This window comes from Salipiger abyssi (assembly GCF_001975705.1).
Lineage (GTDB): Bacteria > Pseudomonadota > Alphaproteobacteria > Rhodobacterales > Rhodobacteraceae > Salipiger > Salipiger abyssi.
Genome location: NZ_CP015090.1, coordinates 152600 through 168122, shown reverse-complemented (window position 1 = coordinate 168122; position 15523 = coordinate 152600). Strand labels below are relative to the sequence as shown.

General features: G+C 66.8%; 18 protein-coding genes. 5 read left to right on the top strand and 13 right to left on the bottom strand.

Going from position 1 to position 15523, the window contains the following annotated elements; genetic code table 11:
• Positions 1 to 37: 37 nt before the first annotated feature.
• Both Ga0080574_RS01455 and Ga0080574_RS01450 read right to left on the bottom strand, forming a co-directional pair.
• Positions 38 to 1009 (bottom strand): YVTN family beta-propeller repeat protein, encoded by a 972-nt coding sequence (locus tag Ga0080574_RS01455; RefSeq protein WP_076694477.1) that lies wholly within the window; start codon positions 1007 to 1009, stop codon positions 38 to 40.
• Between the two features lie 9 nt (positions 1010 to 1018).
• Positions 1019 to 2242: a lanthanide ABC transporter ABC transporter substrate-binding protein PedA1 gene (locus tag Ga0080574_RS01450; protein WP_083716707.1), complete on the bottom strand. Its 1224-nt coding sequence runs from the start codon at positions 2240 to 2242 to the stop codon at positions 1019 to 1021.
• 129 nt (positions 2243 to 2371) lie between these two features.
• Here Ga0080574_RS01450 and Ga0080574_RS01445 point away from each other — a divergent pair, with 129 nt between their 5' ends.
• From Ga0080574_RS01445 to Ga0080574_RS01430, 4 genes are read left to right on the top strand one after another with little or no spacing between them, the layout of a single operon-like run.
• A complete protein-coding gene (locus tag Ga0080574_RS01445) occupies positions 2372 to 2863 on the top strand; it encodes a DUF3280 domain-containing protein (protein ID WP_076694471.1) in 492 nt (163 codons plus the stop codon).
• Positions 2860 to 3411 carry an SRPBCC family protein gene (locus Ga0080574_RS01440; protein ID WP_076694469.1) on the top strand — a complete coding sequence of 184 codons (552 nt, stop codon included), beginning with the start codon at positions 2860 to 2862 and terminating at the stop codon, positions 3409 to 3411. The genes Ga0080574_RS01445 and Ga0080574_RS01440 overlap by 4 nt, the downstream gene beginning before the upstream one ends.
• Complete coding sequence (locus tag Ga0080574_RS01435; RefSeq protein ID WP_076694466.1) at positions 3395 to 4339, top strand: YncE family protein; 945 nt, start codon at positions 3395 to 3397, stop codon at positions 4337 to 4339. Before Ga0080574_RS01440 ends, Ga0080574_RS01435 begins: the two co-directional genes overlap by 17 nt.
• A complete protein-coding gene (locus Ga0080574_RS01430) occupies positions 4336 to 5136 on the top strand; it encodes a quinoprotein dehydrogenase-associated SoxYZ-like carrier (RefSeq protein WP_076694464.1) in 801 nt (266 codons plus the stop codon). Before Ga0080574_RS01435 ends, Ga0080574_RS01430 begins: the two co-directional genes overlap by 4 nt.
• Positions 5137 to 5285: 149 nt before the next feature.
• Here Ga0080574_RS01430 and Ga0080574_RS01425 read toward each other — a convergent pair whose 3' ends face one another.
• The 7 genes from Ga0080574_RS01425 to Ga0080574_RS01395 all read right to left on the bottom strand — a co-directional run bounded on the left by Ga0080574_RS01425 (position 5286) and on the right by Ga0080574_RS01395 (position 11579).
• Complete coding sequence (locus Ga0080574_RS01425) at positions 5286 to 5831, bottom strand: PQQ-dependent catabolism-associated CXXCW motif protein (protein ID WP_076694461.1); 546 nt, start codon at positions 5829 to 5831, stop codon at positions 5286 to 5288.
• Positions 5828 to 6670 (bottom strand): substrate-binding domain-containing protein, encoded by an 843-nt coding sequence (locus tag Ga0080574_RS01420; RefSeq protein ID WP_076694455.1) that lies wholly within the window; start codon positions 6668 to 6670, stop codon positions 5828 to 5830. Before Ga0080574_RS01420 ends, Ga0080574_RS01425 begins: the two co-directional genes overlap by 4 nt.
• Positions 6651 to 7178, bottom strand: coding sequence for a c-type cytochrome, methanol metabolism-related (locus tag Ga0080574_RS01415; protein WP_076694452.1), 528 nt, complete (start codon positions 7176 to 7178; stop codon positions 6651 to 6653). The genes Ga0080574_RS01420 and Ga0080574_RS01415 overlap by 20 nt, the downstream gene beginning before the upstream one ends.
• Before the next feature lie 79 nt (positions 7179 to 7257).
• Entirely contained in the window at positions 7258 to 9060 is a 1803-nt protein-coding gene (locus Ga0080574_RS01410; RefSeq protein WP_076694449.1) for a methanol/ethanol family PQQ-dependent dehydrogenase, read from the bottom strand.
• Between the two features lie 118 nt (positions 9061 to 9178).
• The gene (locus Ga0080574_RS01405) at positions 9179 to 9562 is read right to left on the bottom strand and encodes a c-type cytochrome (protein ID WP_237219236.1); all 384 of its coding nucleotides are present in this window, start codon (positions 9560 to 9562) and stop codon (positions 9179 to 9181) included.
• A 61-nt stretch (positions 9563 to 9623) separates the two neighbouring features.
• Entirely contained in the window at positions 9624 to 10448 is an 825-nt protein-coding gene (gene fghA, locus Ga0080574_RS01400; RefSeq protein ID WP_076694443.1) for an S-formylglutathione hydrolase, read from the bottom strand.
• A 3-nt stretch (positions 10449 to 10451) separates the two neighbouring features.
• Positions 10452 to 11579 (bottom strand): S-(hydroxymethyl)glutathione dehydrogenase/class III alcohol dehydrogenase, encoded by a 1128-nt coding sequence (locus tag Ga0080574_RS01395; RefSeq protein ID WP_076694440.1) that lies wholly within the window; start codon positions 11577 to 11579, stop codon positions 10452 to 10454.
• A 166-nt stretch (positions 11580 to 11745) separates the two neighbouring features.
• Between Ga0080574_RS01395 and Ga0080574_RS01390 the strand changes: the two genes are divergently transcribed.
• Positions 11746 to 12366: a hypothetical protein gene (locus Ga0080574_RS01390; protein WP_076694438.1), complete on the top strand. Its 621-nt coding sequence runs from the start codon at positions 11746 to 11748 to the stop codon at positions 12364 to 12366.
• A 24-nt stretch (positions 12367 to 12390) separates the two neighbouring features.
• Here the strand turns inward: Ga0080574_RS01390 and Ga0080574_RS01385 are convergent, their stop codons facing one another.
• From Ga0080574_RS01385 to Ga0080574_RS01370, 4 genes are all read right to left on the bottom strand, one after another.
• The gene (locus Ga0080574_RS01385; RefSeq protein WP_076694435.1) at positions 12391 to 12798 is read right to left on the bottom strand and encodes a type II toxin-antitoxin system VapC family toxin; all 408 of its coding nucleotides are present in this window, start codon (positions 12796 to 12798) and stop codon (positions 12391 to 12393) included.
• Complete coding sequence (locus tag Ga0080574_RS01380) at positions 12795 to 13037, bottom strand: type II toxin-antitoxin system Phd/YefM family antitoxin (protein ID WP_076694432.1); 243 nt, start codon at positions 13035 to 13037, stop codon at positions 12795 to 12797. The genes Ga0080574_RS01385 and Ga0080574_RS01380 overlap by 4 nt, the downstream gene beginning before the upstream one ends.
• A gap of 74 nt (positions 13038 to 13111) precedes the next feature.
• Positions 13112 to 13960, bottom strand: coding sequence for a carboxylating nicotinate-nucleotide diphosphorylase (nadC, locus tag Ga0080574_RS01375; RefSeq protein WP_076694429.1), 849 nt, complete (start codon positions 13958 to 13960; stop codon positions 13112 to 13114).
• Positions 13960 to 15522, bottom strand: a complete 1563-nt coding sequence (locus Ga0080574_RS01370; RefSeq protein ID WP_076694426.1) for an L-aspartate oxidase — start codon at positions 15520 to 15522, stop codon at positions 13960 to 13962. The genes nadC and Ga0080574_RS01370 overlap by 1 nt, the downstream gene beginning before the upstream one ends.
• Position 15523 lies beyond the last annotated feature (1 nt).

Genomic DNA, 15523 nt, shown 5'->3' with positions numbered 1-15523 from the left:
GTCGCGCGTCAGGCGGGCTGAGGCGCCCGCGCCTTGATCAGTCGGGCGTGATCGCCACGCCCCAGGGCTGCTGGCCCACCTGGATCGACTTGATGGCCTTTTCGGCGGCCACGTCGATCACCGTCACATCGTTGGAATTGCCGTTGGTGGTCACCAGGAACTCTTCCCCCGGTGTAAACGCCATCTGCCAGACGCGCTGTCCGACCATGATATAATCGACAACCTCCAGCGAGGCGCCATCGATCACCGCCACCCGATTCGCCGGCCCCAGCGCGACAAAGATCCGGCTGCCGTCTTCGGTCACCTTCACGCCCACCGGCTGGAGCCATTCCGGCAGCACGCCGGGCACCTCGAAGCCGATCTTCTGCTTCAGCGTCGGCGTGCCGTCCTCGGCGATGTCGATCACCGAAACGGTGCCGCCGATCTCGGCGCTGACAAAGAGCCGCCGCCCGTCGCTGGTATATTGCGCGTAGCGCGGGCGCTGATCGACGAGGATATTGTGCTTGATCTCGTAATCCTCGGTCGAGATGAAATGCGCCATATTGGTGGTCTCTGACGTGTTCACCACCCAGTTGGTATCGGGCGAGATCGCCATGCCCTCGGGCTCCACCCCCACCGGCACCTCGGCAAGGACGCTGTGGGTTTCGGTATCGGTCACCGTCACGAGGTTGTCGTCCTCGTTCGCGGTATAAAGCGGGTTGCCCTCGGGATGGATCACGAAGAGCTCGGGATCGGGGCCGGAGGGCAGCGTGTAGAGCTCTTCATAGGTCTCGGTGTCAAAGACCCGCACCGTGTCGTCGTCGGAGGCGCAGACATAAAGCAGCGCGCCGTCGGGCGAGAGGGTGATGCCGCGCGGCCGGTTGCCGCCCTCGAATTCCTCGATCACCTCCCAGCTTTCGGTGTCGATCACGGTGATCGTGTTGCCGCGTTCGTTCGAGACAAAGGCCTTGCCGGCCAGGGCACCGGTGGCGGCGATGCAGAGCGCGGTGGAAAGCAACAGTCGTGTCATGTCGGTCCTCTACTCAAAAGCGGTACAGTTGGACTCGGGCCGGTCGAGCCCCATCGTGTCGAGCGGCGAGACCTGGTGCAGAAAGCCCTCCTGCGGGCTGACGCTGACGGTGATCCGCCCGTCATAGAGCAGCAGCGGCTGGCGCAACTGGCCGTTCCAGTCGCGAAAGGTGACCTTCTGGCCCTTGAAGGCGGCGAGCTCGAACGCGTCCGACAGGATATAGTCCTCCACCGTCTCGGGCTCTGCCGAAGAGGTGCGGGTCACCGCCTCGCCCAGCACGCGCAGCGCCAGCCAGGCGTTGTAGTCCTCCTCCATCACACGACGCTGGGTGAGCTTTTCGAACCGCGTCTGGAACTGCGTCGCGCCCCAGGCCTCGTGCGCGCCGTGCATGGTGACGGGCCGCAGCCCGGCGCTGCCCATGACCGGGCGCGGGGTCCAGAGATGATAGGGCAGATAGGCGGCGAAATAGTCGGTGGCGTCGGCGGCGATCACCACGTCATGCGCCTCGGCGCCCTGCATGAAGGTGGGGAGCTGGCGCTGCACCATGACATGGCCGCTATCGGTACGCCGTGCGCCGCCGGTATCCTCGAATTCGCGCTCTTCGACGATGGTGGCGCCGAACTTGCGCGCCGCCTGCCGGTAGGCCTCGGCCAGCGCCCGGTCCTCGGGGTTGGAGCCCGAGACCAGCAGCCAGCGCTTCCACTGCTTCCAGATGGCGAACTGCGCCACCGCGTCGGCCCGCATCGCGTAGGAGGGCGCGACATGCAGAAGGTTGGCGCGGCAGGCGTCGCTGCGCAGCGCGGCCTCGGGGGCGCGGGTGTTGAAGACCAGCGCACCGGCCTCGTCCGCCTGCGCCGTCAGCGCCTCCAGCTCGGCGGATTTCGCATCCACCACCACATAGCGGATGCCGTCGGCGAGCAGCCCTGCCATCGCCTGCTCCGCCTCTTCGGGTGTGGTGCTGCGTGTCACGGTATCGTAGTTGTGGCCAAGGAAGCGGCCCGTGGTGGCATTGTCCTCCTCGGCCAGCGCGGCGCCGGCAAAGGCCAGATCCTCGGGTCGCAGATCGTAGCGCGAGATCGGCAGAAGCTCCGGGTAATCGACCCGCAGCACCGCCGCACGCACATCCAGCGCCTGCGCGGCAGGAGCATAGAGCCCCGCGAAAACAGTGAGAAACGCCGCTGCCAGCAGCGGCACGAGCCTTGTCAGCAATGTCTCCTCCCTTAGCCCGTGCATTTTTGTCGGGCTTTCTCCACTCTGCACCCCGTCCGGGTGGTCGCGGAACCGATACTTTTGGTTCGGTTGCCGGGATCAGGGTAGCGGCGGCACCATGAGAGGCGACTCTTAATTTCTAAGAAGGGAGACATGCTTACCCGTATCGTCATCCTGAGCCTCATGCTCTGCGGCGCGGCGCATGCGCAAGAAAAGATTGCCTTTTTCGGCATCGCCTATCTGGACAGCTCGTTACAGACCGCCGAACTGGGGCAGGACCCGGCAGAGGCCGCTCGGCTCGCCATGCTGGAGGAGCTGGTGCGCGAGCGGTTCGCCCGGGGCGGCTATGAGCTGGTGGATCTGGCGCCGGTGGCCGAGGCGCGTTCGCGCATCGTGAACCCGGCGAAATGCTATGGCTGCGATGCCCGCATGGCGGCCAAGCTCGGCGCCGATTACGCGCTGGTAGGCGAGGTTCAGAAGGTCTCGAACCTGATCCTGAGCATGAACCTGCAACTGCGCAGCGCCGAGAGCGGCGAGACGGTCAAAGGCCGCGTCGTCGATATCCGGGGCAACACGGATGAAAGCTGGCTGCGCGGCATGCGCTACATTCTGAAAACCGCGTTCTTCAAGGAGGAGGAAGAATGAACAGACGACATTTGCTAATGTCGGGGGCGGCGCTTTCGCTGCTGCCCGGCATGGCCCTGGCCCACGGGCCGACCCGGCAGAAGATCACCCTGACCACAGAGGTGGCCGCCGATCCAGCCGAGGTCTGGGCCGCCATCGGCGATTTCCAGGACATGAGCTGGCACCCGGCGGTGGTGTCGCAGGAGGGCGAGGGCGGCAACGAGATCGACGCCACCCGCGCGCTCTATCTCAGCGATGCCGGCCCCGACGGGCCGCGCATCGACGAGATCCTCTACAAATACAGCGACGAGAAGATGTCGTACTCCTACCGCATCACAGAGGTTGCGGTGGAGGTGCTGCCAGTCACAAACTACTCCTCGCATCTCACCGTGATGCCGCGCGACGGCGGCGGCTCGATGGTGGAGTGGCGCGGTGCCTTCTATCGCGGCTACCCCAACAACGACCCGCCGCCCGAGCTGAACGACGAGGCGGCGATTGCGGCGGTCTCGGCGGTCTATCAGGCCGGGCTCGACACGCTGGTCGAGCGGTTCGGTGCGCCGGGCGCCTGATCTGGCGCTGTGGCTCGCGCTCACCCTCGCTGCCGGACCGGTGGCGGGGGATATGGCCTTTGTGACCTGCCAGAACGGCAACGCGGTCAGCGTCCTCGACTTGTCCACCGGTGAGGAACACGCGCGCTGGCGCGTATCCGGCAAGCCGGCGGGTGTGGCGGTGGGCACGGGCGGCACGGTCTATACCGTGTCGCCCGACAGCAAGTCCGTGCGCCATTTTTCCGCCGCTGGCGAGTTGCTGGCGGACGTCACGCTCGACGGCGGCCCGATCGGGGTCGCCCACGATGCGCAGCGGGGCCGGCTCTTCGTGTCGGACTGGTACAATGCAAGGCTCTGGGTGCTCGACGACGAGACCCTGGCGCTGCTCCGCACCCTGCCGGCGGGCGCCGCCCCGGCGGGTCTGGCGCTGTCGCGTGACGGCACGGCTCTCGCCGCCGCCGAGCGCGACGCCGACCGGGTTGCGCTCTACGACGCCGAGACGCTGACACTGCGCCACAGCGTGCCGGTGGGCACGCGGCCCTTCGGCCTCGGCTTCGCCCCGGACGGGCGGCTGTTCGTCGGCAATGTCGGCAGCAACGATGTCACGGTGATCGACCCGGGCGCCGGCGTGGCTCTCGCGACGCTGCCGGTGGGCGAGCGGCCCTATGGCGTGGCCTTCGCCGCGGGGCGGGCCTTTGTCACCAACCAGTACGCGAACACCGTGAGCGTGATCGCGCTCGACGATCTGCGCCCTGTGGCGACGCTGGAGGTCGGCGAATACCCCGAGGGCATCGCCGCCACATCGGACGGGCGCATCGCCGTGGCCAACTGGTTCGACAATACGCTGAGCGTGATCGACGCCGAGACGCTCGACACCGTGGCAGTGCTCGACACTGCCGACGGGCCACGCGCCTTCGGCGCCTTCATCCTGAAAGGAGAGCTGCCATGAAAGGCCTCGCACTGGCGCTGTGCCTCACCGCCCTGCCCGCCTGGGCGGGCGAGGCCTGGGACTCGGTCCGCCATCAACTCTATGGCGAGCGGTCGCTGCTCGACGGCGTCGGGGTGATCGCGCTCGACGCGCCGTATCGCACCGACAACGACGCGCGCACCCGCATCGCCGTGCAAGTGGCGGCGCCGACCGGCGGGCGCATCGGCAAGGTCACGGTGGTGCTCGACGAGAACCCGATGCCGGTCTCGGCGGTCTTTGCCCTGCATGAACCGCAACCGCGCTTCTTCTTCGACACCACGCTGCGGATCAACGGCCCGACGCCGGTGCATGTGCTGGCCGAGATGACCGACGGCCGGCTCTTCGTGACCGAAGCCTTTGTGAAAACCTCCGGCCAGGGCGCCTGCGCCGCGCCGCCGGGCACCGATCCGGAGGCAGCGCTGGCGACGCTGGGCGAGATGGTGCTGTCGGTCGGCGACACGCTGCCCGGCGACGCGGCGGCGCGCATTGCAGGGCTCGCGGAAAGGCTGCGGCGGCTCGATGTGGATATCTCGCATCCTTCGCATTCCGGCATGCAGATGGACCAGATCACCCTGCTCTTCATCCCGATGCGCTATGTGGAGCGCGTCGAGATCGCCACCGATGCCGGCGGATATGTCGAGATAACCGGCAGCATTTCCCTGTCGGAGAACCCGCAGGTGCGCCTCTCGGTCCCCGGCGCGACGCGCTCGGTGGATGTGACGATGACCGACACCAAAGGCACGATCACCACCGCGCATAAGGATCTGACGGGGTTCTGAGTGGCGAGGCGCGGTGGGCAGATTGCCCACCCTACACCACGCTCGGACCGCCGGGAGCGGCCCCTGCCCTTTCATCTTTCCGGAAAATACTCCCGCCGGAGGCGTCCAGCCCGCGACATCAGGCAGAGGCGGGGCCGGTACGCGCCGCCTCAGTCACCCTGCGGCGGCACCCAAGGGGTGACTCGCTCGGTCGGATAGTCCTGAAACACCCAGCCATCGGTGCCGTCCGGAAACCAGTAGACCGTCTCATATCCATAGCCGAGCGCCCGTTTCGCGGCGTTCCAGCTCATCCAGCATTCCGCCAGACAAAAGAACAGCAGCGGCTGGGCGTTGTCGCCGCCGCTCGCCGCCGCCAGCCCGTCGCGGAAATAGCGCTCCGTCACATCCGCCAGCGCGCCATAGCCGACATTGGGCAGCCAGAGCGCGCCGGGGATGCTGTCGCGCGGCTTGTCGCGCCAGATCGTGCCCTCGGGCAGGTTGGCGGGTTTCGGCGCCTGCGGCAGAACGTCGATGAACGCCACATTGCGCGCCTGCCAGAGCTCGTGCGCGGCCTCGGCATCGACCACAAAGGCCCCCGCCAGCGTGTCGGGCACCGGCCCCCGGTAGTGGTCCATCCGGTAGCCCTCGGGTTCCGGCTCCCCGGCAAGCGCAAGCGCCGGCAGCAGCATCAGCACCGCCGCCAGCGCGCGCGTCACTGACCGACCTCCATCACCCCGTCGCCCATATTGGTGATCAGCGGAACGCCCGCCTCGGCGAGCAGCGCGTCGATCTCGTCCTGATTGCGACGGATCAGCGAGTTCAGCTTGCGCTGCCAGACCTTCTCGCCCCGACGCACCCCCATGGTGATGCGGTAGAAGAGCTTGGGAAACGCCGCCTCCTTCAGCAACGGGGTGGCCTTGAGCCCGGGATGATCGCGCTTGACCAGCGGCCCGGCGATGGGCCCCCAGAGCACGGCGGCGGCGATCTCGCCGGCCTCGAGATCGTCGAGCATGTCGACGGCAGGGCTTTCATGGCGCCGGTCGACCACCAGCCGATAGGGCCGCGCCTTTCCGATGAGCCCGTTCTTCGCCATATGGGTCGCCGGCGGCGAGCCCGCGACGATGCCGATGGAGCGCCCCTGAAGCCGAGGATCCGAAAGCTCTGTCACATCGGCAAGCGGGCCGTCGGCGGGCACCACCAGCACATAGGCGGAGGTCATGTAATGGTTGGAGTTCAGCACCAGCTCGTGGCCCTGGGCATAGCCCATCACCACGTCGCATTTCCCGGCCTTGAGCGTGTTGCGGATAAAGCCGGTCGCCATCGGATACCAGGTGTAGCGCACCGGCAGCTCCAGCTTGGCGGCGATCAGCTCGGCGAGCCTGTTCTCATAGCCCGACCCGTCCTGCATCGACATCGGGTCGTTGGCCGGATCGGCGCAGACCCGGAACGCAGAATGCGAGACCAGATCGGAGGTCTGCGCGGCCGCCGGCACGGCCCCGAGCGCCAGCATCACAGCCAGCGCCAGGGTGCGGAGATCACGAGCCCATGCAGGCATCTTCCATCTCGGCAAAGACCTCGCTCTTGCGCTCTTTCTTGGCGGGACGGCCACGCGGGATCGCGCCGGAGCCATGCGCCTTGAGATAGGTATAGATATCATCGAGATAGCACATCACATTGGGGTTGGTGCCGAAAGCGGGCATCACCGAGTTCTCGGCGGCGCCGACCTTTTGCCGGCCATTGGTCACCACATCGAGGAAATCGTAGTAATCCATGTCGATGGCGGAATTCTTCAGCGCCGGGGCGTAGGTCGAGCCCTCGCCGTCGGGGCCGTGGCAGACATGGCACTCGGCGTGATAGCGGCGGAAGCCCGAGAAGGTCGGCCAGTCTACCGTTCCGTCCTCGGCCACGTTGAAGGTGGGCACGCCGTCCTCGGTGAAATAGCGCCCGTCTTCCTCGTAATCCACCGCGATATTCGGATCGTCCATCGAGACATTGTCCGCCGCGGACAGCGCGGTGGCCGAAAGCATGCCGGCGGCTGCGAGAAGGGTAAGGTGTCGGATCATGGTCAGCTCGTCCTGGGGGCGTTTTGGGATGAGGGCCGGCGGGGTCACGGTGTCCCGCCGGCCCGGCGATGGCTGCGGATCAGTCGGGCAGGGCGAAGACCGTCAGCTGGCCACCGAGCGCGGTGTAATCGGAGAGCGCGGAATAGCCGCCCACCGCACCGAGACCCTCATTCGGGTTGGTGAGCCCAGCCGCGAGGCCGATGCCGGCCCAGCCGCCGACGCCCGAGAGGATGCCGACATATTGCTTGCCGTCATGCTCGTAGGTCATCACGTTGCCGATGATGCCCGAGGGGGTCTTGAAGCGGTAAAGCTCGTCGCCGGTCTCGGAGTCGATCGCCTTCAGGTAGCCTTCGAGCGTGCCGTAGAAGACGATATCGCCCGCGGTGGCAAGCGCGCCGGACCAGACCGAGAACTGCTCTGGGATCGACCACTTGATTTCGCCCGCGATATTGTCCCAGGCGATGAAGTTGCCCATGCCGCCATGGCTGTCGGGCGCCGGGTACATCGCCAGCGTGGCACCGACATAGGGCTGACCGGCGGTATAGCTCACCCGGAACGGTTCGTAATCCATGCAGACATGGTTGGTCGGCACGTAGAACAGCCCGGTCTTGGGCGAGTAGGAGGCCGGCTGCTGGTCTTTCGAGCCAAGCGCCGCCGGGCAGATGCCGGTCGAGTTCACGTCCTCGCCGTTCTGCTCGGTCGAATATTCGGCCACCACCGCCGGACGGCCATAGGTGTCCGACTCCGGGTCCATGTCGACGCCGCTGGTCCAGTTCACCGCCGGATCGTATTTCTTCGCCACCATCAGCTCGCCGGAGATCCGGTCCATGGTGTAGGCGATGCCGTTGCGGTCGAAATGGGTGAGAAGCTTGCGCATCTCGCCATCGACCTCCTGATCGGTGAGGATCACCTCGTTGACGCCGTCGTAATCCCATTCGTCATGCGGAGTCATCTGATAGACCCACTTGGCCATGCCGTCGTCGGGATCGCGCGCCATCAGCGTCATCGACCAGCGGTTGTCGCCCGGCCGCTGGCTCGGGTTCCAGGTCGAGGGGTTGCCGGTGCCATAATAGATCAGATCGGCCTCGGGATCGTAGGAATACCAGCCCCAGGTGGTGCCGCCGCCGATCATACACTGATCGCCTTCCCAGGTGTTGGTGCCCGAGTTCTCGCCCACCGGCTCGCCGAGATGGGTGGTGGTCTCGGGATCCATCAGGATATCTTCGTCCGGCCCCATGGAATAGGCGCGCCATTCCTGCTCGCCGGTCTCCATGTTGTAGGCGGTGACATGGCCGCGCACACCGAACTCGCCGCCGGAGATGCCGACGATCACCTTGTCCTTCACCGGCATCACGGTGGCGGTGTTGGTCTCGCCCTTGGAGGCATCGCCGTTCTGCGCCTCCCACAGGACCTCGCCGGTTTCCGCGTCGAGCGCCACCACCTTGGTGTCGGCCTGATGCAGGAAGATCTTGCCGTCGGCATAGGCGACGCCGCGGTTCACCGTGTCGCAGCACATCACCGGAATGACGTTCGGATCCTGCTTGGGCTCATAGCGCCACTTGATCTTGCCTTCTTCATTGAGATCGAGCGCATAGACGATGTTGGGGAACGGGGTGTGCACGAACATCGTGTCGCCCACGACCAGCGGCGAGCCCTCGTGCCCGCGCAGAACGCCGGTCGAGAAGGTCCACGCGACCTGAAGATCGCCCACATTGTCCTTGTTGATCGAATCGAGCTCGGAATAGCGCTGGTTGGCGTAATCGCCCGTCTGGATCGCCCATTGCGAAGGGTCGTCCATCTGGGTCATGAGATCGTCATTCGCCATCGCCATGGAAGCGGCACACAGAGCCACCCCCGACGTCAGAAGCGTCAGCCTTTTCATTTCCTTCTCCCTTGGGTTTCGGCGGTTCCCGCCGGCGGCGCGCGTCAGGCGGCCGCGTTTGTCCTGTGGAGCCGGCGCCTCTTCTCCTCCCGCCGGATCCCGGATGTTCTGGTGTCGGTTAAGAGCCTCCCTCCATGCTGAACGTTGCAAGATATGCGATCACGTCGGCGCGCTCTTCCTCCTTGCGCAGACCGGCAAAGGACATCTTGGTGCCCTTGGCAAAGCCTCGCGGTTTCTCCAGGAAAGCGGCCAGTTCTTCCGGCGTCCAGGTGCCGTCCTTGGCGGCCAGCTCCTTGAGCGCGTCGGAATAGTCGAAATCGGGCTGGGCGGCGATCTCGCGCCCTACGACCCCGTTCAGAACCGGGCCGGTCTTGGCCTTGGCCCCCTCGCCCACCGCATGGCAGGCCTTGCACTTGCGAAAGACCCTCTCGCCTTTCTCGGGGTCGCCGGCCAGGTCGCCATGGCTGTCGGCCAGGGCCATCCCGGCCGACAGGATCGTCATGCACGCGGTTGCGAGCAGTTTTTCGAGCATAAGGTCCTCCTCCCTAAGGTCAGCTCTGAAGTCAGGTCAGCCTTTCCGCATGCCAGGCGACATGGTCGCCCGCGAAACTGTTCACGAAGAAATACGAATGATCGTACCCCTCCTGCATCCGGAACGTCGCCGGCTGGCGCCGCTTGGCGATGGCCGCGGCCAGCGCCTCGGGCTTCAGCAGGTCGAGGAACTGGTCGCTCGCCCCCTGATCCACAAGGATGTCGCCCTTCCAGCCGTGCTCCTCCAGCAGCAGCGTGGAATCGTGGGCGGCCCAGCAGCCCTCATCGTCGCCGAGATAGGCCGAGAGCTGCTTGCGCCCCCAGTCCGACCGGGTCGGATGCGCGATCGGCGCAAAGGCCGACAGGCTGTCATACATCTCCGGGTTGCGCATCGCGAGGGTCAGCGCCCCGTGCCCGCCCATGGAATGGCCGGTGATGCCGTGACGGTCCTGCACGTTCAGTTCCGAGACGATCAGATCCCGCAATTCCTTGGTGATGTAATCGTACATCTGGAAATGCGGCTTCCACGGGTCGCGGGTGGCGTTCACGTAGAACCCCGCCCCCTGCCCCAGATCGTAGGCCTCGTCATTGGCCACGCCCTCGCCGCGCGGCGAGGTGTCGGGAAACACGACGGCGATGCCGTGCTTCGCCGCGTGTTCCTGAAACCCGCCCTTGGTCATGGCGTTTTCATGCGTGCAGGTCAGCCCCGAGAGATACCACAAGAGCGGCACCGGGCGGTTCGCGGCCTGCGGCGGCATATAGACCGCAAAGGTCATGTCGCAGCCGCAGGTGCTCGAAGCGTGCTTGTAGACGGATTGGACCCCGCCAAAGCTCCGGTTTTCCGAGACGGTTTCCATGGCTCAGAATTCCACCACCGCGCGGATCGACTTGCCTTCATGCATCAGGTCGAACCCGTGATTGATCTCTTCAAGCTTGAGCTTGTGGGTGATCATCGAGTCGATCTCGATCTTGCCGTCCATGTACCACTCGACGAATTTCGGCACGTCGGTACGGCCCTTGGCGCCGCCGAAGGCGGTGCCCTTCCAGACCCGGCCGGTGACAAGCTGGAACGGACGGGTGGAGATCTCGGCCCCGGCAGGTGCCACGCCGATGATGACAGACACACCCCAGCCGCGATGCGAGCATTCCAGCGCGTCGCGCATCACCTTGACGTTGCCGGTGGCGTCGAAGCTGTAATCCACCCCGCCGATCTGGTCGGCGCCGCGCTTCGTCAGGTTGACGATCTCCTGCACGGTGTTCTCGACCTTCGAGGGGTTCACGAAATGGGTCATGCCGAACTTCTTGGCCATCTCGGCCTTGTCGTCGTTCAGATCGACGCCGATGATCATGTCGGCCCCCGCCATGCGCAGGCCCTGGATCACGTTGAGGCCGATGCCGCCAAGGCCGAAGACCGCGGCGGTCGAACCGATCTCGACGCCGGCGGTGTTGATCACCGCGCCGATGCCGGTGGTGACGCCGCAGCCGATATAGCAGATCTTGTCGAAGGGCGCGTCATCACGGACTTTCGCCAGCGCAATCTCGGGCATCACCGTGTGGTTGGCGAAGGTCGAGCAGCCCATGTAGTGATAGATCGGCGTGCCATCCAGCATCGAGAAGCGCGTGGTGCCGTCGGGCATCAGGCCTTGACCTTGGGTGTTGCGGATCGCGGTGCAGAGGTTGGTCTTACCCGACAGGCAGGACGGGCATTCGCGGCATTCCGGGGTATAGAGCGGAATGACGTGATCGCCCGGCTTCAGCGTGGTGACACCCTCGCCCACTTCCAGGACGACGCCGGCGCCCTCATGGCCCAGAATCGACGGGAACAGCCCCTCCGGGTCGGCGCCCGAACGGGTGAATTCGTCTGTGTGGCAAAGCCCGGTGGCCTTGACTTCGATCAGAACCTCGCCCGCCTTCGGGCCTTCGAGGTTCACTTCCATGATTTCCAGAGGTTTGCCGGCCTCGAGGGCCACGGCTGCACGGGTTCTCATGCAGATTCCTTCCTGAGTAGTCCGTTTACGACTTCGACGCTCTGCGGCGGTTGCCCAGAGTATGGGTGCGCGGTCGCATACCGAACAATACAGCCAATGGTGGGTATTCCCCGGTATGGACTTGGCGCGCACCCTGTCCCACAGTTCGCGGAGGGAGGAAAGCACGATGTGGGACGTCAAAACCGTGGCTTTCGGGGCGCTGCTTATCGCCTGTGCAACGCCGCTCGCGGCCGCCGATTTTTCCGACCCGACATGGCCCTGCATCCAGCGCAAGGTAGAGCGTCTGTCGGTCGGTCTGATGTGGCCCGAACCGCTGGCCAAGCTGAAACTGACGCCGGAAACCGATGCCGCCGTGGACGAGCTGGCCGAGACCTTGGCGCTGCGCCGGGTGGATCTCGAATCGGCGCGCGCGGCGGTGGCCGATTTCGCCGAGGCGCATGGCGGCGGCACGCCGCTGATGGGCGAGGTGTTCTCGCGGGTCTTCGACAGGCTGTCCTCGCGGCGCACCCGGATCATCTCGGGGATCGGAGACTTCTCGCTGAGCCAGATCGCGCTGTCGGAAAAGATCGACGCGGCGCGCGCCGAGATGGACACGCAGATGGCGCAGGACGCGCCGGATTACGACAAGGTGGACGCGCTGGAGGAGCAGCTCGACTGGGATCAGCGCATCTTTACCGACCGGCAGAAGACGATCACCTATCTTTGCGAAACCCCGACGCTGCTGGAAAAGCGGCTCTACGAGATCTCGCAGATGCTGCACGCGGCCGGGCGCAAGGACGGCGGCTGAGCGCCGCGCCTTGCGGTAAACCTGTCAGGAAAACGGATCGAGAATGCGCGCGCCGGTGGGGGCGAAATCCGAGACATTGCCGGTGACGACGGTCGCGTCGCGCGCCAAAGCCTGCGCCGCGATCATCAGATCGGCGCCGGAATGGCCGAGCCGGGCGGAGAGGTCGCCCCAGATCACCGCATCCGAGGCGGTGAAATCGAGCAGCCGGTCGGCAAAGACCGTGACCGTGCGCTCGATCCAGGCGCGCAGGTCGCGGGCGAAATCCGGGTTCTTGGGCTCTTGCAGCCGGATGCCGCGCTCGATCTCGCCCAGCGTGATGACGCTGAGAAACAGATCGGTCTCGGCCTGCCCCGCAAGCCAGGCCGCCACCTTGGGCGCGCGCTCGGCCCGCCGTGCCGCCGAGATCACATTGGTGTCGAGGATCAGGGTCAAAAGGCCACGTCCCTCGGCGCGGCCCCGGCGCGCGGGATGTCGTCGCCGGGAAAGGCCAGGAGATGCTCGGCAAAGCTGCCGCGATTGGCCCGCGCCGCCTCGGTCAGCCTGTGGTACTCCTCGGCAGAGACCACCACGACAGCGGGCTTGCCGCGCCGCGACACCTCCTGCGGGCGCCCGGCCAGCGCCGCCTCGACCACCGCGCTGAAACGGTTCTTGGCGTCCTGCAAGGTCAGCATGGCAATCTCCTGTCTAGCTATCTGGCTAGATAGGTTCTCGCGCCCTCTCTGTCAAGCACACCGCCCCGCCCGGCTCAGAAATCGAGCCCGAGATCCAGCGTCTTGGCGGAATGGGTCAGCGCGCCGGCAGAGATGTAATCCACCCCGGTCGCGGCAACCTCGGCGATGCGCTCCAGTCGCATATTGCCCGAGGCCTCCAGACAGAGCCGCCCGGCGGTCAGCCGCACCGCCTCGCCGATCTCGCCCGTGTCCATATTGTCGAGCAGCACCGCCTCGGCGCCGCCCTCGTCCAGCACCTCTTCGAGCTGGTCCAGCGTGTCGACCTCGATCTCGACCCGGATCATGTGCGAGGCCCGCGCCTTGATCGCCTGCAAGACCGGGCGCACCCCGCCTGCCGCCGCAATGTGGTTGTCCTTCACCAGGATCGCATCGGAGAGCGAAAAGCGGTGGTTGAACCCGCCGCCATGCAGCACCGCCTGTTTCTCGACGATGCGCAGGCCGGGGGTCGTCTTGCGGGTACAGGTGATGCGCGCCTGCGTGCCCCCGGTCTCGGCAACATAGGCGGCGGTCATCGTGGCGATGCCCGAGAGCCGCCCGGCAAAGTTCAGCGCCACGCGCTCGGCGGAGAGGATGGAGGCGGCATCGCCTTCGATCTCCATCAGCACGTCGCCGGGCGCGATGGGCGCGCCATCGGGTTTCAGCACGCGCAGCTTCAGCGCCGGATCGACCATGTGAAAGGCGATGCGCGCGACCTGCATGCCCGAGACAATCCCCGCCTCACGCGCCCGGATGCGCGCGCTGTAGCGGGTGCCCTCGGGGATGACGGTGCGGGTGGTGAGATCGCCATAGGTGCCCAGATCCTCCATCAGCGCGGCGCGGACCAGCGGGTCTAGGATCATGTCGGGCAACGGAGGGAGGGACATCAGGCGGGTTCCTTCTGAAAACGGGCGCGGAGGGCGAGCGCCTCATCGAGCGTCATGCGGCTGCGCGTGCCGGTCTCGCCGGCGCTCTGCGGCCGGTCCGAGCGGAAATGCGCGCCCCGGCTTTCCTCGCGCAGCAAGGCGGCGGCGGCGATCAGCGTCGCGGTGGCGGTCATATTGCGCAGCACCGCGCAGCCGGGCTGCGCCGCCTCGACGGCAGCGATCTCGCGCAGGCAGTTTTGCAGGCCGCCGGCATCGCGGATCACCCCGGCGCCTGCGGTCATCGTCAGACGCAGACGGGCCACAAGGGCTGGGTCGGGCAGCTCGGCGGCGCCGGTCTCGGGCAGGCTCACCAGCGGCGCCCCGGGCCTGTCGCCCAGCGTCTCGGCAATATCGGCGGCGCAGCGGCGGGCATAGACCAGCGCCTCCAGAAGCCCGTTCGAGGCCAGACGGTTGGCGCCATGCAGCCCGGTCGAGGCGACCTCGCCGCAGGCCCAGAGCCCGGCGATCGAGCTGCGCCCGGCGGCATCGGTCGCCACGCCGCCCATGTGGTAATGCGCGGCGGCGGCCACAGGGATCGGCTCGGCCACCGGATCGAGACCGGCGGCCATGCAGGCGTCGGTCACGGAAGGGAATTCCTCCCGAATTCGGGATCCCAGCGCCGCGCGTGTGTCGAGCACCGGGCGCAGCCCGGCCTGGCTCTGGGCATAGACGGCGCGCGCCACCACGTCGCGCGGCGCGAGTTCCAGATCCGGGTGCTGCCCGGTCATGAAGCGCGCGCCCCGCTTGTTGAGCAGCACCGCCCCCTCGCCGCGCAGCGCCTCGGTGGCGAGCGGCGCCGGGTCGAGCCCGATATCCATGGCGGTCGGGTGGAACTGCACGAATTCCATATCCGCCATCACCGCGCCGGCGCGCGCCGCGAGCCCGGCGCCCTGCCCCCGGATCCGCGCGGGATTGGTGGTGAGCGCATAGAGCCCGCCGGAACCGCCCGCCGCCAGCAGGCAGACGGCGGTTTCCAGCAGCACCGACGCGCCGCCCGAAGCCGGCGCGATCTCGACCCCGCTCAGGCGCCCCGCGTCGCAGCGCAGCCCGGTGGCGACATACCCGTCCAGCACCTGCACCGAGGGCGTCGCCTGCACCCGCGCCACCAGCGCGCGCATGATCTCGGCCCCCGCACGGTCGCCGCGCACGCGCACGACGCGGGCAAACCCATGCGCCGCCTCGCGCGACAGCAGATAGCCGCCGCTGGCATCGCGATCGAAGGGTGCGCCTAGGTCGGTGAGGGTCAGGATATGGTCGCGCGCCTCCTGCGTGACGGCGCGCGCGACCTTTGGATCGACGATGCCCGCGCCGGCGCGCAGCGTGTCTGCGGCATGCGCTTCGGGGCTGTCGGGCACGTCCATCGCCGCCGCGACGCCGCCCTGCGCCCAGGCCGAGCTCGCCCCCTCGCCCAGCGGATCGGGCGAGACCAGCAGCACCGGGCGCGGCGCCAGCGCCAGCGCCGCATAGAGCGCCGCGAGACCGGCGCCCAGAATGACCACCCGACCGGTAGAAACCTGTTGCATG

Coding starts and splice junctions, on each gene's coding strand:
- Ga0080574_RS01455 (WP_076694477.1), bottom strand. CDS start 1,009: ATGACACGACTGTTGCTTTCCACCGCGCTCTGCATCGCCGCCACCGGT.
- Ga0080574_RS01450 (WP_083716707.1), bottom strand. CDS start 2,242: ATGCACGGGCTAAGGGAGGAGACATTGCTGACAAGGCTCGTGCCGCTG.
- Ga0080574_RS01445 (WP_076694471.1), top strand. CDS start 2,372: ATGCTTACCCGTATCGTCATCCTGAGCCTCATGCTCTGCGGCGCGGCG.
- Ga0080574_RS01440 (WP_076694469.1), top strand. CDS start 2,860: ATGAACAGACGACATTTGCTAATGTCGGGGGCGGCGCTTTCGCTGCTG.
- Ga0080574_RS01430 (WP_076694464.1), top strand. CDS start 4,336: ATGAAAGGCCTCGCACTGGCGCTGTGCCTCACCGCCCTGCCCGCCTGG.
- Ga0080574_RS01420 (WP_076694455.1), bottom strand. CDS start 6,670: ATGCCTGCATGGGCTCGTGATCTCCGCACCCTGGCGCTGGCTGTGATG.
- Ga0080574_RS01415 (WP_076694452.1), bottom strand. CDS start 7,178: ATGATCCGACACCTTACCCTTCTCGCAGCCGCCGGCATGCTTTCGGCC.
- Ga0080574_RS01410 (WP_076694449.1), bottom strand. CDS start 9,060: ATGAAAAGGCTGACGCTTCTGACGTCGGGGGTGGCTCTGTGTGCCGCT.
- Ga0080574_RS01405 (WP_237219236.1), bottom strand. CDS start 9,562: ATGACGATCCTGTCGGCCGGGATGGCCCTGGCCGACAGCCATGGCGAC.
- fghA (WP_076694443.1), bottom strand. CDS start 10,448: ATGGAAACCGTCTCGGAAAACCGGAGCTTTGGCGGGGTCCAATCCGTC.
- Ga0080574_RS01395 (WP_076694440.1), bottom strand. CDS start 11,579: ATGAGAACCCGTGCAGCCGTGGCCCTCGAGGCCGGCAAACCTCTGGAA.
- Ga0080574_RS01390 (WP_076694438.1), top strand. CDS start 11,746: ATGTGGGACGTCAAAACCGTGGCTTTCGGGGCGCTGCTTATCGCCTGT.
- Ga0080574_RS01380 (WP_076694432.1), bottom strand. CDS start 13,037: ATGCTGACCTTGCAGGACGCCAAGAACCGTTTCAGCGCGGTGGTCGAG.
- nadC (WP_076694429.1), bottom strand. CDS start 13,960: ATGTCCCTCCCTCCGTTGCCCGACATGATCCTAGACCCGCTGGTCCGC.
- Ga0080574_RS01370 (WP_076694426.1), bottom strand. CDS start 15,522: ATGCAACAGGTTTCTACCGGTCGGGTGGTCATTCTGGGCGCCGGTCTC.